The organism is Streptomyces asoensis (genome assembly GCF_013085465.1).
GTDB classification, from domain to species: domain Bacteria; phylum Actinomycetota; class Actinomycetes; order Streptomycetales; family Streptomycetaceae; genus Streptomyces; species Streptomyces cacaoi_A.
Genome location: NZ_CP049838.1, coordinates 5519608 through 5541511 on the forward strand (window position 1 = coordinate 5519608; position 21904 = coordinate 5541511).

The 21904-nt window shown below is 68.3% G+C and carries 21 protein-coding genes and 2 pseudogenes; 14 read left to right on the forward strand and 9 right to left on the reverse strand.

Annotation, left to right across the window (positions count from 1 at the left end):
* Positions 1-7: 7 nt before the first annotated feature.
* Positions 8-1228, reverse strand: coding sequence for a helix-turn-helix domain-containing protein (locus tag G9272_RS24675; protein ID WP_171398583.1), 1221 nt, complete (start codon positions 1226-1228; stop codon positions 8-10).
* Between the two features lie 215 nt (positions 1229-1443).
* Here G9272_RS24675 and G9272_RS24680 point away from each other — a divergent pair, with 215 nt between their 5' ends.
* The 7 genes from G9272_RS24680 (at position 1444) to G9272_RS24710 (ending at position 8608) form a co-directional block, all read left to right on the forward strand.
* Positions 1444-2337 carry an aminoglycoside phosphotransferase family protein gene (locus G9272_RS24680; RefSeq protein WP_171398584.1) on the forward strand — a complete coding sequence of 298 codons (894 nt, stop codon included), beginning with the start codon at positions 1444-1446 and terminating at the stop codon, positions 2335-2337.
* 80 nt (positions 2338-2417) lie between these two features.
* Positions 2418-3668, forward strand: coding sequence for a methionine adenosyltransferase (locus tag G9272_RS24685; RefSeq protein WP_171398585.1), 1251 nt, complete (start codon positions 2418-2420; stop codon positions 3666-3668).
* The gene (locus tag G9272_RS24690; RefSeq protein WP_171398586.1) at positions 3668-4594 is read left to right on the forward strand and encodes an aminoglycoside phosphotransferase family protein; all 927 of its coding nucleotides are present in this window, start codon (positions 3668-3670) and stop codon (positions 4592-4594) included. Before G9272_RS24685 ends, G9272_RS24690 begins: the two co-directional genes overlap by 1 nt.
* Positions 4591-5301 (forward strand): histidine phosphatase family protein, encoded by a 711-nt coding sequence (locus G9272_RS24695; protein ID WP_171398587.1) that lies wholly within the window; start codon positions 4591-4593, stop codon positions 5299-5301. The genes G9272_RS24690 and G9272_RS24695 overlap by 4 nt, the downstream gene beginning before the upstream one ends.
* A complete protein-coding gene (gene serS / locus G9272_RS24700; protein ID WP_171398588.1) occupies positions 5294-6586 on the forward strand; it encodes a serine--tRNA ligase in 1293 nt (430 codons plus the stop codon). The genes G9272_RS24695 and serS overlap by 8 nt, the downstream gene beginning before the upstream one ends.
* Before the next feature lies 1 nt (position 6587).
* A complete protein-coding gene (locus tag G9272_RS24705) occupies positions 6588-7610 on the forward strand; it encodes a glycosyltransferase (RefSeq protein ID WP_171398589.1) in 1023 nt (340 codons plus the stop codon).
* Positions 7611-7798: 188 nt separating this feature from the next.
* Positions 7799-8608: a hypothetical protein gene (locus tag G9272_RS24710; RefSeq protein ID WP_253267934.1), complete on the forward strand. Its 810-nt coding sequence runs from the start codon at positions 7799-7801 to the stop codon at positions 8606-8608.
* Positions 8609-9687: 1079 nt separating this feature from the next.
* Here G9272_RS24710 and G9272_RS24715 read toward each other — a convergent pair.
* Together G9272_RS24715 and G9272_RS45970 are read right to left on the reverse strand one after the other, a co-directional pair.
* The gene (locus G9272_RS24715; protein ID WP_171398590.1) at positions 9688-9900 is read right to left on the reverse strand and encodes a hypothetical protein; all 213 of its coding nucleotides are present in this window, start codon (positions 9898-9900) and stop codon (positions 9688-9690) included.
* Positions 9900-10034 (reverse strand): hypothetical protein, encoded by a 135-nt coding sequence (locus G9272_RS45970; RefSeq protein WP_301272146.1) that lies wholly within the window; start codon positions 10032-10034, stop codon positions 9900-9902. Before G9272_RS45970 ends, G9272_RS24715 begins: the two co-directional genes overlap by 1 nt.
* A gap of 281 nt (positions 10035-10315) precedes the next feature.
* Between G9272_RS45970 and G9272_RS24720 the strand changes: the two genes are divergently transcribed.
* The 4 genes from G9272_RS24720 to G9272_RS24735 all read left to right on the forward strand — a co-directional run bounded on the left by G9272_RS24720 (position 10316) and on the right by G9272_RS24735 (position 12836).
* A complete protein-coding gene (locus G9272_RS24720; RefSeq protein ID WP_171402158.1) occupies positions 10316-11002 on the forward strand; it encodes a DUF317 domain-containing protein in 687 nt (228 codons plus the stop codon).
* A 97-nt stretch (positions 11003-11099) separates the two neighbouring features.
* The gene (locus tag G9272_RS24725) at positions 11100-11552 is read left to right on the forward strand and encodes a hypothetical protein (RefSeq protein WP_171398591.1); all 453 of its coding nucleotides are present in this window, start codon (positions 11100-11102) and stop codon (positions 11550-11552) included.
* A 93-nt stretch (positions 11553-11645) separates the two neighbouring features.
* On the forward strand, positions 11646-12344 hold the full coding sequence (locus G9272_RS24730) for a hypothetical protein (RefSeq protein WP_171398592.1): 699 nt from the start codon (positions 11646-11648) through the stop codon (positions 12342-12344).
* A 90-nt stretch (positions 12345-12434) separates the two neighbouring features.
* Complete coding sequence (locus G9272_RS24735; protein ID WP_171398593.1) at positions 12435-12836, forward strand: hypothetical protein; 402 nt, start codon at positions 12435-12437, stop codon at positions 12834-12836.
* 146 nt (positions 12837-12982) lie between these two features.
* Here the strand turns inward: G9272_RS24735 and G9272_RS24740 are convergent, their stop codons facing one another.
* The 5 genes and pseudogenes from G9272_RS24740 to G9272_RS24760 form a co-directional block, all read right to left on the reverse strand.
* Positions 12983-14680 carry a relaxase/mobilization nuclease domain-containing protein gene (locus G9272_RS24740; RefSeq protein ID WP_171398594.1) on the reverse strand — a complete coding sequence of 566 codons (1698 nt, stop codon included), beginning with the start codon at positions 14678-14680 and terminating at the stop codon, positions 12983-12985.
* Between the two features lies 1 nt (position 14681).
* On the reverse strand, positions 14682-15320 hold the full coding sequence (locus G9272_RS24745; protein ID WP_171398595.1) for a MobC family plasmid mobilization relaxosome protein: 639 nt from the start codon (positions 15318-15320) through the stop codon (positions 14682-14684).
* Between the two features lie 32 nt (positions 15321-15352).
* A complete protein-coding gene (locus G9272_RS24750) occupies positions 15353-16684 on the reverse strand; it encodes a hypothetical protein (RefSeq protein WP_171398596.1) in 1332 nt (443 codons plus the stop codon).
* Between the two features lie 84 nt (positions 16685-16768).
* Positions 16769-17453, reverse strand: a pseudogene (locus G9272_RS24755) (ATP-binding protein).
* Positions 17450-18370, reverse strand: a complete 921-nt coding sequence (locus G9272_RS24760; RefSeq protein ID WP_171398597.1) for a hypothetical protein — start codon at positions 18368-18370, stop codon at positions 17450-17452. The pseudogene G9272_RS24755 and the gene G9272_RS24760 overlap by 4 nt, the downstream one beginning before the upstream one ends.
* Before the next feature lie 483 nt (positions 18371-18853).
* On the opposite strand from G9272_RS24760, the gene G9272_RS24765 reads away from it, so the two are divergent.
* From G9272_RS24765 to G9272_RS24775, 3 genes are all read left to right on the forward strand, one after another.
* Complete coding sequence (locus G9272_RS24765) at positions 18854-19111, forward strand: helix-turn-helix domain-containing protein (protein WP_171398598.1); 258 nt, start codon at positions 18854-18856, stop codon at positions 19109-19111.
* An 89-nt stretch (positions 19112-19200) separates the two neighbouring features.
* Positions 19201-19566, forward strand: a complete 366-nt coding sequence (locus G9272_RS24770; protein ID WP_253267935.1) for a helix-turn-helix domain-containing protein — start codon at positions 19201-19203, stop codon at positions 19564-19566.
* A gap of 48 nt (positions 19567-19614) precedes the next feature.
* A complete protein-coding gene (locus G9272_RS24775) occupies positions 19615-21309 on the forward strand; it encodes a LacI family DNA-binding transcriptional regulator (RefSeq protein WP_253267936.1) in 1695 nt (564 codons plus the stop codon).
* Here G9272_RS24775 and G9272_RS45440 read toward each other — a convergent pair.
* Positions 21288-21653, reverse strand: a pseudogene (locus G9272_RS45440) (nucleotide-binding protein); the annotation flags it as partial. The gene G9272_RS24775 and the pseudogene G9272_RS45440 sit on opposite strands and share 22 nt — an antisense overlap.
* Between the last annotated feature and the right edge of the window lie 251 nt (positions 21654-21904).

Below are 21904 nucleotides of genomic sequence, written 5' to 3' on the forward strand. Positions count from 1 at the left end.
ACGGACTCTAACCGCCGACGACGCCGAGCCTGCGTGCCAGGTCTGCCACCGGCTGGGACGGGCGGCCTCGGGTACCTCGGATCCAGCCGATGACCAGTTCCCGGCTCAGGTAGTGGTGGCGCACCTGCTCGGGGGCAGCCTGTTCGGCGTCCAGCAGGGTGGCCAGGGCTTCGTCGGTCCGGTTCCAGGCGCTGAGTGCTCGGGCGACTTCCAGGTTGTGCCTCACGCGGCGTTCCACCGGCAAGCCGCTGGTGTCGATGCGTTGTCCGAGGTCCGCCGCTATCTGGATGTCTCCGAGCTCTCCGGCGGTGGCGACGCAGTGGATGGCCACGTTCGTCGGGCCGAAGGCCGTCCACAGGTGGTTGGCATCGGTGCCCAGCCGCTGTGCGGCTTCGTCGGCTTCTCGAAGGAAGGTCTGCGTCGTCGCCCGGTCCTCGGCTCGGGCGGCTGCCATGGCGCCGGCGAGGAAGAGGGTGCCGTAGACCGAGAGGTATTCGTCGTTCGCGGTGTCCAGGCCGGGCTGCATCACCGCCGCCGCATCGTTCACCAGCTGGACCGCCGGGGCGAAGCGCCCGGTGGCCAGCAGGCAGTGTGTGACCGCCCGGAAGAGCGAGCCCGTCACCGCGCTCTGGCCGCTGTGCTGCGCGGCCGCCAGGCCGCGGTCGGCGGCGATCCATGCCAGCTCCGACTCCCCGACCTTGCCCAACACCATGGCCGCGCCTTGGTAGGTCAGGGCGAGTAGGGCATGTGCCTCCTCCCTATTACGCCCCGAGTACCCGCGGGATGCGGCGAGGGCATCGGCCAGTACGAGGGGAAGTCGTCGCGTGGCGAAGCCGTAGCGAGACGCCTGATAGGCGTCGAGGATCTCCTTCACGTTGGCCCGAAGGTCCTTCAGGGCGGGCGGTTCGTCATCGGGCGGAGGTACGAGCAGCGGCGTGAGCTGCTTGTAGTCCATGAGCGCTTCGCGCAGGGCGGGGACCGTGCGGCGGCCGCTGTCGTTCGACCACTCCATGAGGGTCGGTTCGGCGAGCAGGTCTCCGAGGGAGACGTCGAGGGCCTCGGCGAGTGAGGTGATCACCGAGAGCCGGTCGAGCTCGATCCGATTGTTCTCCGCTTTGCTCAGCCAGTCCGTGGTCCGCCCGACAAGGCCGGCCAGGACTTCTTGGGAGAGGCCGCGTCGGCGCCGGTACCAAGCGACGCGCTCGCCGATGGTCAGGTTCTCTGTCATCCCTCGCATGTCCTGAGCATCACCTCGTGGCCGGAATCGACCCCGGAAGGATTTTCCGGGGTGCTGCGGGGTGCCGTACCTACTGTCGCAGTAGATCGAAAAGGCCGCCGGGCAATGTGGTCAACTCCCTTCGCTTCGGCTGGCTTTGGTGATCGGTCCTGCTTCTCACATGGGAGCAGGGCACGGCTCGCTGATACGGACTGGGGGTGTGGAGGGTGCGCAGCACGAATTCGGCGGAGCCGTGGACCGAGCAGGGTCTCGGCCCGTTCGGCCCGGCAGCTCTCAAGCCGTACTCCAGAACGCGGTTCGCCACGGACGGCAGTGCTTTGTTGAAGATCTACGTGGGCATCGACCCCGAAGGCCGGCGCCAGCGCGAGGTCGCGACGGTCGAGCGCGCTGCCCCGTTGGGTATCGCGGTCCCAGCCGTCCTGGCCACGGGAAACGATGAGGCAGGGTCTTGGACGGCATTCCGGGTGGTGGATGGGACGCCGTGCTCGGTAAGCACGCACTCAGCGATTGAGGAGTACATCGGTCACGTCGCGGCTGTGAGTCGCAGGCTGCACCGGCCTGTTGCCGACGCCACTCCCGGATCTGGCTGGGAAGCTCGACGAGCCGGTGTCGTTTCCTCGCACCAGTTCCTGCTCGATCAGTTCTCTCCTCGCTGCCGGTCGCTGCCCTGGTGGGCGGTGCTGAGTGAGGCCCTCCAACCGATCGATTCCCATCCGGTCGTTCGCCTGCATGGTGATCTCAAGCCCGAGCACCTCCTCATCGACGGTGAGCGCCTGCACGTCGTCGACTGGGAGGCGAGCGCCTGCGGACCGGCCGTACTCGACTACACCGACGTGGTCTTCCATCTCGTGCGCGACCTGCTGTACGGGGGCATGCCGCCCGCACGCGTCCCGGTCGATCTCCTGATCCGGTTGCCGTTTGGCGGGCCGGTCCTGGCCTGGCGCCTGCTCCTCTGGCTCGATCGCCGTCGGACGCAGGACATCGACCTCATCACCGCCCACGACGTCTATCGACTCGCTGCCGAGGAACAGGTGGCCTCCGCGTACCGGTCACTCGCTCAGACGGTCGCGCTTCTCCGCGCTGCCGGCGTCCCTCGCTGAATCCTCCGCTCCACCGCTCGTCCAGGCGTGCTGACGCCTGCGCTCATTCCCTTCTATCCACCCCTGAAAGGGAGTTCGTGATGCCTCGTACGAGCACGACCATCGACAACAGCCACATCGTCATCGACACCGGCATGGCCCAGCCGGACGCGACGACCATCGTGGAACGCAAGGGCCTCGGCCATCCGGACACCCTGGCCGACCATCTCGCCGAGCGGTTGTCCCGCGCCTACAGCCGTTACACCGTTCAGCACTTCGGCGCCGTACTGCACCACAACTTCGACAAGCTCGCCCTCCTCGGGGGAGCCAGCGAAGTGCGGTACGGGGCCGGCCGGATGACATCGCCGGTGCGGGTCCTGGTCAATGGGAGGGCCGCGCCGTTGTGCGGCGGCGAGCCGATTCCGGTCGAGGACATCGTGGAGGCCGAGGTCCGGGCGTTCTTCGCCGAGCGACTGCCCGAGGTCTCGGCCCACCTCGACATCGTCTTCAACATCACCAGCAATTCGAGCCCGGGCGCTGTCCTCACCGGCGACGGGGTGCCCGACCGCACCCGCTGGTTCAACCCGCGCTCCGTCGAGGATCTCCGCGAGCGGCGGGTACGGCTCTCCAACGACACGTCCCTCGGCACCGGCTGGGCGCCGGAGAACCCGTTCGAGTCGTTCGTACGGGAACTGGTGGACCACTTCTCCGGGAAGAGCGAGTTCACGCTCGCCCACGCCTGGTGCGGCTCTGACGTCAAACTCATGGGCTACTGGGACGGAGCCCAGGCCGACATCGTGTTGTGCGTCCCCCAGAAGTCGCGTCACGTCGCCAGCCGAGCGGAGTACGTCCGCAACGCGGAGACCGTCCTCGCCGAGTGCCACCGCCTCGCCGGCCTCCGGCTGCCTGGAGCGGAGGCGCGCTTCCGGCTGAATGCTCGCGACGTTCCGGAGAAGGACGAGCTGTACCTCACCTACACCGGCAGTTCGATCGAGTCCGGTGACGAAGGCATTGTGGGGCGAGGAAACCGGGTCAACGGGCTGATCACACCCTTGAGGCCGATGAACCTTGAGGGCGCCAACGGCAAGAACCCCGTCTACCACGTCGGCAAGCTGTACAACGTCGCTGCGCAGCGACTCGCCAACCGGCTCCACGAGGCGACCGAGGGGCACGCCGAGGTTCACCTGGTGAGCACGACCGGGCAGCGACTCGACCAGCCCTGGCGCATCCTCGTCCGCCTGTCCTCTCCCCACGCCGAGGTGGACAAGGTGCAGGCCCTGGTCACCGAGGCTCTCGGCGAGTTCCCGGCCCTGACGGACGAGCTGGTCTCCGACGGGATCGTGCTGAGCTGATGGCGACGCGGACGCTCGGAAAGGTTCCCGCAGGGTGCCAGCAGCGGCTACTCGCGCACTACGGGCCGGAAGCCCAGGCGTGGCTGGACACAGCACCGGACCTGCTGGAACAGGCCGCCGAACGCTGGAAGTTGTCCCTCGGCGACTACCACGACGCCGGACACGCCTCGGTGATCGCGACAGCGACCGCCCTCGACGGGCGTCCGCTACTCCTCAAGGCATGGACCGACCCCACCCGGTATCGCCACGAAGTGAGTGCACTGCGGCTGTGGGCCGGCGGACCGACGGCGGACGTCATCGAGGCCGCTGACGACCTGGCGGTGGCCGCCCTGGAGCTGGTGGGAGGGCGCCCTGGTGGCGCCGAGCGGCCCGAGCGCGAGGTTCAGATGGTGGCGGCTGCCCTTCAGGGGCTGCACACCCTCGGCCAGCGCCGAAGGCGACCGAACAGCTTCCCGCTGCTCACCGACCACCTCGGCACGGAGATGCTGCCGCGGATCCGGCGACGGATGGAGACGCTCGACCTCGACGCATGGCATCTCCTCCTCGACGCCGCCCTCCCGGCGCTCGCAGGACTGCAGGAAGACCCAGGCAGGACGACTGTCCTGCACGCGGACTTGTATCGGGAGAACGTGCCATTCGACTGGCTGGGGCACCCTCGCCTACTCGATCCGCTGCCCATGCTGGGCGACGCGGCATTCGACTGGGCCTTCTGGACCGTCTACTACAACCTTGGGCACGGGACCGACGGGCGACTGGCCGCTGCCGCCCGGATCTCGCGGATCCCCATTCCCGTACTCGCGCCGTGGTGCAGAGCGCTGGCCCTCGACGGACTCCTCTACTACCTGGAGGCCGGGGACCCGAGAGCACCGCAGATGGCGGAAGTGCTCGCCGGCCTTTCCGCGTCGACCCCGAGGAAGGGCTCGTGACCACCTACGTCCTCCGCCACGGACAGGCGAACTACAGCAAGCGGTACCTGGTCAACGGCGACCCGTCCCAACCCATCCACCTGACCGAGGAGGGTCGACAATCGCTGAGCCTGGGCTGGTCCACCCTCCCCCTCCACACCGTGCGGACGTGGCTGACCAGCGAGTTCCCGCGTGCCCAGCAGACGGCTTCTCTGCTGATGGGCGTGCCGGCGGCGGAACTGGTCATCGACCCTCGCCTGAATGAACTCGACTACGGAGAGTTCGAGGGCCGCCCGTTCCTGGAGTACGCGGTCTGGCTTGACGGCCTGGGTCCGAACGAGCGGCCTGTGGGTGGCACCGAGTCCCAGCGCGCCGGCATCCGGAGGATGCTCACCGGATTGCTCGCCACCCTGGAGCGACCCGGACCCCGCGTTCTCGTAGGCCACGGCCTTTTGGCCTCCGTGCTCCTCTGGCATCAGAATCGATCTCCGAAGGAGGCTATGCCGCTCTTCTTCCCGGAGGCGCCGTACGTCGAGCCGATCGCCATACCTGACGACGAGCTGCCGGACTGGATCACGGCGCTGATGAGTGATCTCGACAGGGACGTTCCCGGAGGTCGTGCTGACCGCGGTGGCGCGGACATATTCCGGATCGGTGAGGGCTCGGCGGTTGCTACGGTCGATTCCGTATCCCACCAGCCGGATCAAAAGGATCTTCCTCATGCATGATGCCCGCGCCCTAATCGAAATGGGTGCCGAAGCGGTTCGTCGGCTCGCTCGTCGTGGTTACTCTCTGGACCTGTCCGAGCTGGAGTCCCTCCAGTCTCGGCGCAACCAGAACATCCGCTCGGCCGACGAGCTGCGGGCTGAGTCCAAGCGGGTGGCGAGTGAGGTCCAGCAGACGGCCAAGCAGGGCGGCGACATCTCCAAGCTGAAGGAGCGCGCCCGCGAGCTGAAGGACCAGATCCGGGACATCGAGGCCGGGCAGGTGCAGGTCGAGGAGCAGCTCCGCGACCTCCTCCTCAGCATCCCGAACCTGCCGGACGACGCGGCCCCGGACGGCGACTCCGAGGACTTCGCGGTCGAGATCCGGCGGGTCGGCACTCCGCCGGCCTTCCCGTTCGAGCCGAAGGACCACGTCGACCTCGGTGAAGCCATCGGCATCCTCGACTTCGCTCGGGCGACGAAGCTGTCCGGCCCGCGCTTCGCGGTCTCGCGCGGCGCCGGAGCAGCGCTGGAGCGTGCCCTGGCCACACTCTTCCTCGACCTGCACACCCGTCGGCACGGGTACGTCGAGCACGCGGTCCCGTACCTGGTCACCCGAAAGACCATGACCGGCACGGGGCAGCTGCCGAAGTTCGAGGAGGACCTGTTCAAGACCGGCGTCGCCGACCGCGAGCTGTTCCTGATCCCGACGGCCGAGGTGCCGCTGACCAACCTCTACGCGGACGAGATCATCCCTCCGGCTGAGCTGCCGCTGGCGCTCACCGCGCACACGCCGTGCTTCCGGTCCGAAGCCGGGTCGTACGGCCGCGACACCCGGGGCCTGATCCGTCAGCACCAGTTCGCCAAGGTGGAGATCGTCCAGATGGTCGACCCGGCGGACGCGGACGCCACGCTGGAGACGATGGTCGGCCACGCCGAGGCATGCCTGAAGGAACTCGGCCTCGCCTACCGCGTCGTCAAGCTGGCCGCCGGCGACACGGGCTTCTCGGCCCAGCTCACCTACGACATCGAGGTCTGGATCCCGAGCCAGAACACGTACCGCGAGATCTCCTCGGTCTCCAACTTCGGCACATTCCAGGCCCGCCGGGCCAACATCCGGACCCGCGGCGAGGACGGCAAGCCCAAGCTCGTCGCCACGCTCAATGGCTCGGGCCTGCCCGTCGGCCGCACCCTGGCCGCCCTCCTTGAGCAGTGCCAGCAGCAGGACGGCTCCATCGTCCTGCCCGAATCGCTCGTCCCGTACCTCGGCTTCCGCCGGATCTCGGCGGACGGAACACCGGAGGCATAACGTGATCGTCGGCGTCTGCGACTTCCCTGGTAGCTACGCCTTTCCACCCGCCGGCTACGGCGGGATCGAACGATGGCTGTGGGCGGTCGCCGTAGGCGCCCGAGCCGCAGGCGCCGACGTACACCTTCTTGGGCCGGGCTGGCTCACGGACCTGGAGAACGATTGGGTTCGTCGGCCGGTCCGCCTGGAGGACATCACCGCCGGATCGCTCGCCGAGCGCGAGCTTCGCGACACTGGATACGACCTCCTGGTCGTGGGGCACGAATACCCGTCCCTGCCGGCCTGGACGCGCAAGTGGAACGAGCTGGACTGTGACGTCGCCACCTTCCAGCACTCGCCCGTCTTCCAGCACGCCGACGCGGCCTTCGATGGCAGGCGGTCACGGCTCTACTGCTATTCGCCCGAGATGATCGAGCGGTACGCGGAGCACCAGCCGATCACCGAACTCGCCGTTCACCTCGGCCTGGATGAGGAGGAGCCGTCGGCCGTTGCTGGCAGCGACCTTGTGTGGCTTGGCCGAATCGACGAGGAGAAGGCACCGCACCTTGCTGTCCGAGCAGCCCAGATCCTTGGCCGCCGGATACGGGTAGTCGGCCCCGTCTTCGACGAGGCATACGTACGACGCCATGAACGTCTCTTCGGTGCGGACCACGTGAAGTGGATCGGCGAACTCGGCGGCCCGGCCAAGACCGCCGCCATCCGTGACGCATCCGTCTTCGTCTACACCTACGCCCGTACGTACGTGGAAGCCGGCGCAGCCGTCTTCGGTGAGTCCCTCCGCGCCGGTACTCCCATAGCCGCGCTCACTTGGCGCGAAGGGACCTGCGCCGAGGCGGCCCTGTGCGATCGGACGGGCGTGGTCACGGTGGCTGATCCCGCAGAGGACGACGAGACAGCAGCGGAGCTTCTCGCCGTCGCGATCGAGCAGGCCCAGGATCTCAACCACAAAGAGGTCCAGGAGACCGGGATGCATCGCTTCGATCCAGCCCGCCACTTCACGGCGATGTCGACCCGGTCATGCTGAGTAGCCCCGGGGAACTCGTGCTCGGGACTTCGTCCCATTCGGAAGCCCGCTTACTTGCAGCCCTCCGTCAAGCCATTGGATCCCACTGGGAGTTCACTGTTTCCGAGGGGAGGGTCGCGATCGAGCATCCCCACAGGGCGTCGCCGTACTCTCCGCCTCGTCGGTCCCCGTCCTGGGAGGAACTGCTGGTGGGGCTCAAGGTGGGTTTCGCGGCCCAAGGCGCCCCACAGGAGCCCTGCCTGCCAGTTCGGTGGGGCCGTGAGACCGAGCTGACGATCTCGGCCGTCCAAGCCCTTGACCCCTTCGTCAAGGACGGGCGTCCGGTGACCTACCGCAGTGGCTTCCTGCCCCAGCCTGTTGTCCGTTTCACCGGGCAACGTGACGCAACGGGCGATCTCCGGGAAGGGTTTCTGACCTCGTTCGTCAACGTCTCCCGCGTCCAGCCGATTCAGTGCATCGACGAGTACGGGGGGATCCTGGACGGCTGGCTCAGCGTGCTGTCGCGACTGGGTTTCCACGCGCGCCACATCAGCATCAACGGCAAGCTGGCAGCATGGCGGCGCCGCCAAGTCGAAGGCATCAACCTTCGCTTCAACCACCTCGATCTGCCTCTCGGCGACATCGTCCTTCTTTGGAATGCCGACAACCCCGCGCGCATGGCCGTAGACCTCGGCACCGGGCTGGAACGGCTGGCCTGGGCGAGGACGAGGCTGAGGTGGAGGGAGCTCGTCTTCGGCCAGTTCGCGTCCCTGGCGCCCCCGCCGACCCTGGACGCCGTCCGCACGGCCACTCTCCTCCTTGCACACGGTGTCCGTCCCGCAGCGCGCGGAGCCGGCGGGATCACCCGCCGGGTGATCGGAACGATCGATCCGGGTGCGGCGAGGCTGGGCGTCAGCTCCCTGGTTCGCGCGTCGTACCGCTATTGGCGACTGTTCGGTGAACCGAAGGTCCCATGGCCAGCCGTGACCATGGCGATCGAGGAGGAACTGGGCATCTGAAGGAAGACCTCCAGTGAGTCGAGTCCGCTTACCGGGGCAAATCTGTCCTTCGCCAGTTGTTCCCGGACAGCGGTCAGTCCAGCGGAACGCCGTGACCTGCGCGGACTCACTTCACTGGCAACGCGGTTGCGTGACACCGCCCGCCTTGCGAGTGCTGCGACCTGCGGCGACTGGATTGGATGGCAAGGAGAGCCGCGGACTGAGTTCGCTGTCGACGGACACCAGTTGTCCGTTGACATCGAACCCAGTCGTTTTGCCATCGAACCGAGTCGTGCCGCATCCGGCGTGCCCAGAACCACGAAACGAACGAGGGCCGACGGCAAGCCGTCGGTCCTCTGGTCAGCTATCCCACAGCACAGCACGCCCTGCAGCTCATCAGCCGCCGAGAGTCCCCATGCACGTCATGCACCGGCTCGTCGCCCGCAGCTGCGCGTTCCCCTCAGTGGCGATGGCTGGGCTGCTTTCGCTGATACGGACCCAATCTCCGGGGGACGGATCGAGAATCCAACCCCACTTCGGAGGCCGCACCTCGTCTTCTGTCATGTGATCGCAGGCGCCTGGAACGTGCGCCTTACCATTCTGTTTGATCAAGATGGCGTTGCCGGGGAACCGCCGCCACTCCTGTCGAACACACCTTTCCTCCGGGTGCGCCTTGGGCACGCTGCCATCAGGAGGGCAGGCGCACCCCATGCCGATGATGTTGTCGCATCGCTCGCAGCGCACCTCTTTCATGTGACCAAGTGTCCCATCCGAGAGCGTGCAGCTCACGCGTAACGGCATGGCGGCGGTGTCCATTGCGGCGACACCGAGAGATCACCGCGATTCGGCTGGGTTGGATGGCAAAGCGGCTGGCTTCGTTGATGTAGGGTCTCGCCGCCCATGGCCAGCGGCGGTTCCGTGACCTGGTAGTTGTCGTCGTGTCTCACGGCTTGGCCAGCCGTCCAGTCTCACGATCGTGTCCGAATCCTCGGGGCGGCTGGCTTGCTGGCTCGTCAGCTCGCTGGCTAACCACCAGCTGACGGAGTGCAGAACGCAAGCGGGGCGCCGGCCGGAGTGGCTGGCGCCCCGCTGCCGTGCCGTCAGGCCGGTTCGGGTGTGGGCGTCTCGGTCCGGCTGCCGCTCAAGACGTCCACGATGCGGAAGTCGTCGCGCTCCAGGGCCTCGACGATCGCCACGGCCATGTCCTCAAGGCCGTCCGTGTCGGCAGGTAGGCCGCCGTGCGCCTTCCGGTAGGCGACCATGGTGTCCACGATCTTGAGCACAACATCGATGTTCTCCGCACTGCTCTGCATCACGCCTCCTGTTCGTCGTCGCTGCCGCCGTTGACCGCGCGGAGCCGCCGGTGAGCCTTGAACGCCTCCCCGGGTTCCGGCCAGTCGTCGGCGCAGATTCCGTAGCGGGGCGGCATCAGACCCCGCTCACTCATATGAGTGAAGGGCCTGACCTGCCAAATCTCAAACTCGTGTCAGATCTGCCATCGCTTGGCCATCGACCGTGAGATTTGGCCACGAAATCTGAGACCCTACAGTTGACAACAGACACCAGTTCGCCGGGGGCAGACAGGAAAGATCCCGAAAGGACTGGTGCGCTGCGGCACAGCATGCCAACGTACAACGCCTGCCGGAAGAACTGACGTCCGAGCCCACGGAGGCGCCCCTGCACCCGCACCACCCTGGTGACCCTTCTCATTCCGACTTGCCAGACCCGATGTACTGGGTTACTCCGCGCCACCTGGCCGGTGACGACGGCGCGCTCGCCGAGCGGATCGGCGACACCCTGACCGGCCTCGGCTGGCATATGTGGCCCACCTCCCGCCACACCCTGCTGTATGTGAGCCCGGACGGGCTGCGCGGCGCCGAGTGGATCCTCGCGGCCTACCCGTTCGAGCTGGGCGGACTGTCCGTAGCTTGGCAGCTGAGTGCCCGCCCGCATGCTGCCTCCGCGATGACGGAGTGGAACGCGTACTTCACTGCCGGCGTCCCGTACGAGGCGCTCGCTGATCTCGTCGTCACGCTCGACGCCCGTGAAGTGCCGGACGCTGGCTTCGAAGGGCCCGAGACGGTCCTCAACGCAGTCGGTGCCCAAGGCTGGATCCGTGACGTGGACTGCCCCCACACCACCGCCATGGACCCCGGGTTCTCCGCCACCGTCTCCCTGGGACTGCAGCCGCCGCTTGTCCAGGACGCGGATGCGCACCCTGACTTGATGGGGTGGCAGGCGTGGGCGGAACCCGTTCTCGGCGCCCCATATCTGTGGTGCGCCAGCTTCAGTGCCAGCGTCCCCCATGACCTGGTCGCGGCATTCGCCTCCTCGCTCGCCTCACCGGTCCCGGTGCCCCGCCGCACCGTGCCCAAGAGCGCAGAGGGCCGGCTCAACGTCGTCCGCCGCAGCTGACGATCCGCCCCCTGCAGTGCTTGTTGTGGTGTCGCCAATTGCCTTGAGCTGCAAGTTCGTTCCCCTGTGCCCGTCAGATGACAGAGATGGAGACCGTATGTTCCGACGACGTGCTCGCGCGGACCGCGAGTTCCGTGAGGCCCAACGTGAGGCGTTCGCGCTGCTGCAGATGCATGCACATGAGCTTCTGCCGTTCGACTCTGTCCGGGCCGACGCGTCAACGCCGACCGGATCGGCCTCGGAGACCATCGGGCCGGACTTCCCGCCAGCCGATCTGCGGGCACCGTCCCGGCAGGACGTCGAGGGAATGATGATGCGCTGGATGCATCCGCTCGTCATCGACGACGCGGTCCGCGCGTGCGCGACGTGTGGCGTGTACCGGGACTGGATCGTCTTCTGCATGCGCGACGACTCGGTGTGGCTGCGCTGCCGAGCCGGCCACCAGGTGTACGAGCCTCGTCTGGACGCTGCCTGGTACAACCGCAACTCAGGTCCGGTCGACCACTGGCACCCCACCCTTGAGGACGGGCTGCGTCACCTCGGCCACTGACCCCCGAAACCCCACTCCCTACTCCTACATACCGCCGGTGCCGGAGGCCCGGCTGGTCAGACCGTCTGTTCCGCAGCCAATTTGGGGTTCCGCATGCGCCTTCACACCACGACCGTCACCAGCCTGACTACCCTCGCCATCCTGGCCTTGGCGGGCTGCACCAGCAGCAGCACGCCCGCCGACGATCCGGTCTTCTCCGCCTCCGCGCCCACGCAGCAGGAGGGCAAGCACTCCCCGGTTCCCGAGCTGTTGTCCTCGGCCGCGCTGGGCAAGCGCCTCTTGGCCGAGAGCGATCTTGGTGAGGGCTACACCCGCAAGCCGCAGCAGCCCAGGCCGCAGGACGATGTCGTCGTTTCCGGTTGCCCGGCGCTGGAGGAGCTCGGCGGTGACGCCGCTGTCGGCGACAGCCTCGACTTCCCCCGCAAGGCGAAGGCGTCCTTCACCTATACGGGCGGCAGCGACTCGGAGGTGGCCGAGGAGCTGTACAGCGACACCGCCGCGAAGCTCTCGAGGGGCGTGAGCCGGATCTTCGACGCGATGATCTCCTGCCCCACGTACCAGGTCTTCGTCGGCAGCACTTCCGTCGACATGGGCACGGAGCAGATGGCCGCGCCGCCTCTCGGCGACGAGCAGTGGAGCCAGCTGCTCACCTACTCCGTCGGCCCGCAGCGCAGCGTTGTCCAGCAGACGGCGATCCGCATCGCCAACGTGCTGGTGATCGTTTCCGGCCCGCCGGGCCTTGTTGACGCGCACCTGGCGCAGGCCGTTGACAAAGTACAGCGCACACGGTGACTCCGGGAGACGTGAAGGGGGCCGGTGACCGGGATGTTTTCCCGGTCACCGGCCCCCTTCCTCATCTGGGGATGCGGTCGGTGCCGCCGTTTGTCAGAAGGTGTACGGGGTGAACGGACGGACGGGTTCGGCCGCCGCGTTGACCAGCCGCTGGAGCTTCAACCGCTCGTTCTTGTTCATGATGTCGATGGCGTTGCCAAAGGACTTCTCGTCGAGCTGGTCCAGGAAGGGGGTGAGGAAGCGGTCCAGGACCTCGGGGGCTTCGAGCCAGGTCTGCAGGTACTCGTGGTACCGATCTATCTGCTCCTTCGCCTCTTTGACCTCGTCGGTGGTGGGCGCGAGGGCGGCGGCCTGTTCCGCCTTGGTGAAGGGGCCTCCATCGTGGTGGGACCAGGTCTTGGTGCCGAAGTGGTACTTGAAGTACGCGCCGCACAGCTGGGCGACGACGTGCCGGCGGGGTTCGATGAGGGGGATGCGGGTGCTCCTTGTTGAGGGGTTGGGCGGTTGGGCAACACATAGGGTCCGGAGAATCCCCGGTTTCGGTAACCGGGGATGTACAGCGACGATCCGTCGCTGCGTATCGGTCCGTGGCTGCGCGTGGTGTCGTTCCTCGTCGCCTCCGCTTCAGGGGGTCCTGCTCAGCGGGACTGTCCGGGGCGGGATGTGGGCGGCGTGTAGGCGCCCGGGAGACCAGAATCGGTCTGAATGTGAAGGCGGCGGGCCTGCGCGGTTCGTGCGCCGGGGCCGGGTGCGCGCCGGTCGCCGAGGCGTTGGATGCGCCACACGAGGACTTCGGATGCTGACTTGGCGTCGTCCAAGGGGCGGTGCTGGGCTGCCTGCTGGAGGACGGTGGCCGGGTTGTGGCCAGCGGCTTCGGCGGCGGCGAGGGTGGCGGTGAGGGCGGGCCAGGCGTTTTCGGTGAGGATCTGTTCGGCATGGCGGGGCAGGATCTCGTGCAGGGTGCGGGCGTACCGGTGCACCGTGTTGTCGGAGGGACTGTGCCTGCCGAGTGCGGCGAGGCTGGTGGAGGCTATCTGGGCGTAGGCGGCTTGCAGGTGCGTGAGCGCCTGACGGGCGGCGGCCACCTGCCGGTCGTGGTGGTGCAGCGCGCTGTGGCGCTGGACTGCGAGGACGACGAGGATCGCGGCGTCCAAGAGTATGGCGAGCCCGGTGTGGTCCGCGGGCTGGTAGCGCATGGCCTTCAGCGCGCCACGCAGTGCGCGGGCGTGCTGGTGGTCGGCGCGGGCGCGGGTATGGGCGGCGTGTTCGAAGGCGGCAGCCGCACGGTGGAGTTCGGCCTGGAGTCGGACAGGAGCATGGGCGGGTAGCGCGTAGAGGACTTCGCCGAAGACGGTCAGGTGGGCCTGGACGGCGCCGTCGTCGGCGCGGGCGAGGTGGTGGGGGATGCGTTCGGCGGCAGCGGTGGCCACGTGCCACGGGCTGGGGCGGTGAGGGCGAGCTGATGAGGCTGCGGTGGGCTGTGCCTCGGCGGCGGCAAGGCGCTGTCGGACCTGGGGGAGGGACAGGTCGGTGGCGAGGCTGGAGCCGGAGAACCAGATGGGCGTGCCGTCGTCGGGCAGGGCGACCTTGTAGCCCTGAAGGTCACCGGAGGGCAGGGTGCGGGTCTCGACCTGAAGGCCCGCATCGGCGAGCAGGTTGAAGAACTCATCCAGATCCTTCGCGTGGGACAGCGCGGTACGCACGGCGTGCCGCAGCCGCTCACGCGCGGTCTTGTCGTGGCCCAGTCGCTTGGCCTTCTCCTCCTCGGCCCGGGTGGAGCGCTTCACCGCCGAGGTGCCAGCAGCAGCTTCGGGACCACGTGCAACCCGGGTGAGGCCGAAGTCTTCCTCGACGGCTGTGAGTTCGTTCATGGCGCGGCGGTAGTCGTTCCAGTTCCGCGGCGGGCGCAGATCACCGCGCACCTTGGTGGCGACGATGTGGATGTGGTCCTCCGCGTGACGCACAGCAACCCAGCGGCAGCCGTCCGGATCGCCGTCGGGCGCGATGCCGGTCGCGTGCACCATGCGCCGGGCGATGGTGGCCCACTCGGCGTCGGTGAGGATGCGGTCCTCGGGCGCAGCGCGGATCGAGCAGTGCCACACGTGCCCCTCAGGCGCCTTGTCGCCGGCTTGCTTGACTCGCAGATCCAGGGCCTGAGCGAGCTGGCCGAGCCGTTGCTTGTGGCCAGGGCTGTCCCAGGGGCCGGGGTCGGGGATGAAGTCGTCCCAGGAGGCGACGATGTGCTGGTCGGTGTGTTCGTTGGCGCGGCCTTTGTCGAAGAGGTAGGCCAGCACGCCGTAGGTCCTGTTGCCCGGCTTGACGATGTTCGCGATCACCTCACACCGCCCACTTCTGCCCGGCTGCCCGGAAGGCGGCGTCGTCGATCGCCCGGACCGTGTCGCGGGCGGTGGTGAGCAGACGGTCCGCCCGGTGGAGGATCGCGGCGTCCACAGCGTGTGGATCGCCGTCCGCATTGAGGCGGCGGGCGATCTGGTTGACGTTGTTGCCGATCCGGGCGATCTGCGCCCGCATAGCGGCGAGCTCGTCGACCGCATCGTCGTAGACCGTGCGCTCGGCAGCGACGGTGATCTCACCGCGGACGCGGGCCATGGTGGCGTCGGCAATGTAGCGGGCCATGGTCACGTGAGCGGTCTTCGCCGACGCCTGGATGTCGTGCTTCTCGTGCGGCGCGAAGCGCGCGGTGACGTGCTCGGAGCGCTGCGCATCGAGGTTCGCGCGGCGGTACGGCGCACGCTGCGTGGCCCCAGCGGAGGGATCGCGCGGCTGCTCGCCGGCGACCACTCGCTCCTGTTCCGGCACGCCCTCGTGCCGGAGCTGCTCCTCCGCCACCCCCGGGGCGGAGGGGTCCGCGATGGACCGGCCTATGGACGGTCCATCGCCATTGCTTGCTGCGCTGTCGAGGCCGGTGATCATCTCCTCCTGGGGAGTGGGGAGTTCGTTGTGCGAGTCGTGCATTGAGTGGTTTTCCTTGGGAGTTGAGGGTGGTCTCAGTGCGGGTGGTCGACGGGCGCCGTCGGCAGCTCGGCCTTGACGGTGCGGACCACCTCGCCGGCGGTGTCGCTGGCCACGCTGTAGCCGTCCTTGCGCGCGGCTTCCTCCAGCAGGTCACGGGAGAGACGGCCGTGCTCGCGGTAGAGGTCACGGGCGTACTTGTTGAGGAGGTCCTGTGTCGCGCGGGGTTTGGAGGCCGGGCGCTTCGACTCCGCCCGCCGGGCTGGGCTTTGGTCGCTGCCCGGCAGTTCATCGCCCGGTTCTCGTTCCGGGCCGACGGTGGTGTGGACGGGCTGTCGCGGGCGGTTTTCGGGCTGGGGACGGGCTGCCCGGTCGGCGGCGTCATCGCCCGCGACCTTGGAGGGCGGACGGCCCGAAATTTCTGTCCGCTCTCTTGCCGTGGCCCGCGGGCGGGCCGTCGCGGAGCCGCCCCTCGTACGCGCGGCGGGTTCGGGCCACCGCGCGGGCAATGGCTTGGAGGCCAGGGCAGAGACCTGTTGGCGGGTGGCGAGCTTGCGCAGCAGCAGCTCGTCCTGGCGTTCATCGCGGTCGACATCGGCCTGCTCCAGCGCCTGGTGCAGGCGGCGGGTGAGGCGCCGGCCTCGCCACTTGGTGCGCTTGTCGGGCGGCATGATCTCTGCCCGGAGGATCAGGGTGACGACCCGGTCGAGGGCGCGGTCGCGGATGATCCGGGCGGCATCCGCATCCCGGTCGGTAATCCCCAGACGAGCCAGCAGCCGTTCGCGTGCCTGTCGGGCGATGACGGAGGTCAGGCTGCGGGAGTCGGCGTGCGGGCTGCGGTTGCGCAGTTCGACACCCATGGCCAGGTGCCACAGCACGGCCGCTAGGACCGGGCCGACGAAGGCCCGCACGGTTCCGCCGACCAGCCCGGACTCGGCGTAGGCAGGCACGATCTGCACGCCGGTGATTACCCAGGTGAGGGTGCCGGGCGCCCCAGGTGCCTGCTTCGGGCCGTTGAGGTTCTGCCGGGCCATGAGCGCGGTGGCGAACAGGGCGAGTTCAGCGGCGGCGAACATTTCGGCGCGCTCGATGGTGCTGCCCATGTCGAGGTAGTCCGCGGCGAAGCGCCAGCTGGTGTCCGCGCTGTAGGCGGTGCAGCCGATCGCGGCGATGGCGGCGACCGGGATCGCCGCGGTGCTACGGCGCTGTCCAGCGCTCGGCTTCCGTAGGCACCGCTGCAGGGACCATGCGGCGGACAGTGCGACGACGAGCAGGGCCGCGGTGGCCGCAGGCGCAGGGAGCCAGTGCGGCAAGGCAGGTATGCCGATGCCGTTGGCGTTGATGAGTGTGGTGGTGCCAGGTGTCATGCAGAGGCTCTCCAAGGGGTCCGCGCGTTCGAGGGCATGCGGAAGCGCGGACGGGCGGGGCGGTGAGGAGGGAGCGCGCGTCGTTCAGGCGGCGGGCGCGGTGCGGCGTCGATCGGGCCCGGTGAGGATGACCCGCTCGGTCATCTCTGCGAGGCGGGAGGCGACGCGGTCGCCGAGCGCTGTGCGGAGCTCGGCGGTGGGGAGGTTGGTGGTGATGAGGGTGGGGAGCATGTGCTCATACCGGTGGTTGATGAGCCGGTAGGTCAGCTCCTCGGTCCATTCGCTGGTCTTGGCCGCGCCGAGGTCGTCCAGGAGCAGCAGTGGGCAGCGGGCCAGCGTCTGCAGTTCCCGTTCGCCGTCGTGGCCGGCGCGGGGGCGGAGCCGCGCGTGGAGGTCGGCGGAGGTGATGGCCTCCCAGCGCAGGCGGACGCCTCGGGTGAGGAGGGCGCGGACGGCACCGTATGCCTGGTGGGTCTTGCCGGTGCCGGTGGGGCCGGCGATCAGCAGCGACGGGCCCTCGGCGATGCCGGGTCCGGTCGGGCCGGGGCGTCCGGCGCGGGCGATCTGGTCGGCCCAAGCGGTGGGCCAGGGCACGGCGGTAGCGGGCGGGGATGCGGGCGTCGGCGAGTTCCAGGGCGGTGACCGTCTCGGGCGCCGGCGCGTGTGCGGCAGCGGTGGTGGGGTCGATGCCGCGGTTGGCGAGGATCGTGTTGAGCCTGTCGGTGATCGCGCCGACGGGCTGAGGTGCGCGGGTGAGGGTGGCGGTCAGAGCTCATCTCCGTAGGCGGCGACGACGTCGGTGGGGTTCGTCCACGCCCGGTGGGCGGCGGGCGGGGCAGAGGATGCGGCGTTCATGACCTCGTGGACCAGGCTGGGCAGGACGCCCGGGGACAGGCCCTTGACCCGATGGCGTTCGAGGGCGGCCCGGAGATGGGCGGGAGCGATGCCCTCGTTGAGCAGCTTGCGCACCTGACCGCCGAGATGGTTCAGGAAGGCGCCCGGCGGGCGGTGATTGCAAGCGGCGACGTACTCGCCAAGGAGCTGCTTGGCCGAGACGGTGTCGGGCGCGTGGGCGCTTGCGCCCCCCGAAGGGATATCTCCTAGATCCACGGTCCTAGGTCCTAGATCCGGACGGTGAGATGCCACTGCTGCTTCATGGAGCGCTCCCTGATCCGTCACGGAGGACTTCGTGACGCGCTCCTCACCTGCGGTTTCGCTATCACGCCTCGGATTCAGGGCGGACTCACGGGACTCGCCGGAGCCCTCACCGAAGACTCCGTGAGACGGCAGTGAGGACTCCGTGACACCGGCGCTAATGGCGGGAGCGGCAGCGACCGAAGCGTCATGGATCGGGCAGGCAGGGAGGCGGCTCTTGCTGGGCCGGTTGATCTTCTGATGCTGGTGCCAGGTCAGGACGTGCAGGTACCGCTTGTGATCCGGCCCCTTGTAGCGGCAGATCAGTCCGGCGTCGGCGAGCTGGGCGAGGTCCGTCTCGACATCGGACGGCGTGTGCTCGGGGCGCAGCACCCACAACTGTCCGGCGATGATCGCGGCGTGGTCGCGGTGGCGGCCCTGGTCGTCAGCCTGGGTGAGCAGGCCGAGGAAGGTGCGCTCGGCGGTCAGGGAGACGGCGGCCAGGGACTCGGAGACGAAGGCTTCGGGCTTGATGGTGCGGATTCGTGCCAAGTGCGGGGCGGTCCTCACTCGGTGGCCTGTGCCTGGACATCACGGCTCACCGTCGGTCGGGGCGAGATTCGGGGGGTGTTGGCGCGGACGCGCGCCAAGAAGTGATTGTGTTTCCAGGGGTGTCGTCAACATAGCCACACCCCAGTCGCGCAAGTCCAGCCCTATCCGGCGCAATCTCTCACGGCAGAAAGGTCGCGAGAAATGGGGCTCAGTGGCGGGCGGGAGCAAAACCGTAAGGCACGATCCGCTGTTGACCAAATAGTTGCCCGGACTGCAGAGGCAGAAGCATCACATCGGCAAGCCGTTGACGAGCCGCAGGCGGGGAAGCTACAACACAACACCCCACGTCAGAGTCATGATCGACGCACTGTTCCGCGCTCCTTCCCGGCCCCCGGGAAACGCATCTCGGCGAACGATGCGAGCGCAACATAGACCACGATCGCCGGTTACCCAAACCGGCGAATGGACCTTTCAATTGGAGCCATGCCCCCACGCTCACTGGAAGTCGGAGCCGCTGGAATACAGGCGGCCCACACCATCGAAATCCTCCGAACCGAACGCGGCCTGTCACAACGCCAGTTGGCTGGCCACGTGACCGCCCTCGGCCACCCGATGTCCAACACCATGCTGTCCCGCATCGAACGCGCCCAACGCCGATGTGATGCCGACGACCTCGTCGCGATCGCTGAAGCCCTCCTCGTCTCGCCTCTCGTGCTGCTGCATGGGCCGACCGCCACGTGACGAGGGACGCTCAGCACCGCTGACCGAGCACGCCCCCACCCAGTAAGGACCCGCCCTTCTTGCACCACTCCGACATACCCCCTGCCCCCGTGCGACGCCTTCCTGGCGGCGAGGGCGGAGCCCCCTTGCCCCGCCTCTACCGTCCTGAAGAAATCGCCGAAGCCCTCGGCTGTTCCGCCTGGTGGGTCAAGGACCGGGCCCGACGCGGACTCATCCCGCACACCCGCGTCGGCCGCGCCTACCGCTTCACCGCCGCGCACCTCGCCGAGATCGTCCGCCTCCACGAAGAGCGCCCGAAGCGATCCGACAGCAGCGTGTCGGCGAGTCGGGCAGCGACAAGTCCTCCCGCGGTACGAACTCGTGCCGCCCGGCCTCCTGGGCCGACTACGGCCTCGACGCCGGGGCGTCTGCGGGCTCGACCGCCGCGCCGTACCCAGTACGAGACCGTCGCGTAGCGCGCCCGCGCCCAGTCACAAGCCGAGAGCAGGGGAGGAAGACGGAAGTTGGGTTTCGCGGAGAAGCGCGGAAACTACTGGCGCGGCCGGTACAAGACCGAGCCCGGCAAGCACCTCACGGTGGTCGACGGCAACGGCAAGGCGATCCGGTTCGCCACCAAGGGCGAGGCCCAGCGCGCCGCGAGCGAGGCCGAGAACAAGTACCGGCGCGGCGACTGGCGCGACCCGGCACTCGGCCAGGAGACCTTCGGCGAGTACGCGAACCGCTGGTACGAAACCCAGGACCTGGCCGCCTCGACCATGCAGAACTACAAGCGCCACATCGAGGAGCACCTGCTCCCCGACTTCGAGGACAAGGCGCTCGCCGGCATCCTGCGCGCGGACGTCGACCTGTGGGAGAAGAAGGAGAAGGCCGTCTACGCGGCCTCCAGCGTCAAGACCTGGCGCTCGACGCTCCACCTGATCTTCGAGGACGCCATCGACGAGGGCCTGATCACCTCGAACCCGGCCGCCAGACGGCGCGGACGCGGCAAGCGCGCCGGCCGTTCCCGTGACCGTGGCCCGGAGAAGGTCGTCACCGACCCGCTCGGCATCCTGCTGACCGCCGAGCGCGCCGCCCTGCTCTCCGGCCGCGACGACGAGTTCGTCGCAGTCGTCCTCAAGGGCTACACCGGCATGCGCTGGGGCGAAATCGTCGGCCTGGAGACGGAGTTCGCCCGCCCCGGCTCCGTCCGCGTCGAGTGGCAGCTGTACGAACTCGACACCGGCGAGCTGGTGCGCTGCCCACCCAAGGACGACAGCTACCGCACCATCGACGCGATGGACTGGCTGTCGGCCCTGGTCGCCAACCACGTCGCCCGCACGAAGCCGAAACCCTGCCAGTGTCACGGCAAGACCTACGTCTTCCGGGGGCAGGGCACCGCCCGCACCGGCGGCCACCAGGGCGCGAAGCTTGTCGACGTCGCACGCCGTGCCGAAGTCTCCACGGGCACGGTGTCGAACGTCCTCAACCACCCCGATCGCGTCACCGAGGCCAAGCGGATGAGGGTGGAGCAGGCCATCGCGGACCTTGGGTTCGTGCGGGGCGGCGCGGTGTCGCAGCAAGCAGCCCACTGGCGCCGAAACGGCTTCGCGACGTGGCTGTTCACCCCGGCTGTCTCCGGCTGGTACCCGAAGAAGGCACCGCAGGAGGCCCGTCCAGTACCGCTGCTCGGCGAGCCCTGGCCCGGCGTCCCGGCCCGAGGACGCGGAGCCAGCGACCGAGCCGACGCCTGCTGGCTCCCGATCGCCAAGGGCCTCACACCTCACGGTCTCCGCCACACACACCGGACCGTGATGGAGGACCTCGGCACCGCGAAGGTCCTCATGGATCAGCGCATGGGTCACATCGACGGCTCCGTCTCCGCGTCCCCGGGACCGTGGTTGGTGATCTCGACCGCGTCGATCTTGCCGCGCCCATTGTCGATGTACCGGGCCTTCAGCTGGGGTGTGCCGGACGCCTGCGATGACGGCAGTTTCCGGCCCATCGGGAGCCCGCCGCCTGGTGGGACGGGCGGGGTCAGATTCCCAGCATCGTGCCAGTCCGTCCCGTTCGTTCTCGTCCTACATCCTGCGGTTTGCAGCCGGGTCGCGAGCTCCTGCCGCTTCCTGAGGCTGTTGCCGAGGCGCACGACATGGCGACCATGGATGTCGCTGAATACCTTCACCTGTCCGAGTTCCACGATGATCGTGCGATCCTCGTGACGGCCCATGGCCATGCCCGCCTCGAAGAGCACGTTTGGACGCGGCTGCATCTGGGGGCTGCATTCTGGGTCGCCTGGATACGTAAGGCTCTCGTGCAGGTACGTGACATCGTCGGGCGTTTGGAGGACCACGACCGCCTGGGCGCTCGCGAACGCTGTGTCGAGAACCTCGCCGATGTAGGGGGAGCCCTTCCCGGTCATCTGGATGGCTTCCGACCACTCGATTGGATCGAGCCCGATGGCCCGCAGGAACTCGAACAGCCCCTTACGGGCCGGTTCGTTGCGTCCGTGGATCACGAACACCTTGCGAGGGTCTACGCCGCCCTCGGCCGCATTGTCTGTCATGTCTACCTCACCGCTTAGGGTCGAGGGTGGAACCTGTTGCCAAAGAGGCTAGCGATAGGCACTGACAGTCGGGGGAAACGTCCGCGTTTGGGGGCCCAGCTCCCCGAAGTCGGCTCCCTAAAGGGTCCGCCCCTGCTGCCGGACGGGGTGAGTCCGGCAGCAGGGGCCGCGACCGCGCCCTACTTCCGGGCGCTAATCCCTCCTCCCAGGACCCCGGCGCCGGCGGTGATGAGGGCGCCGCCTGCTGCCTC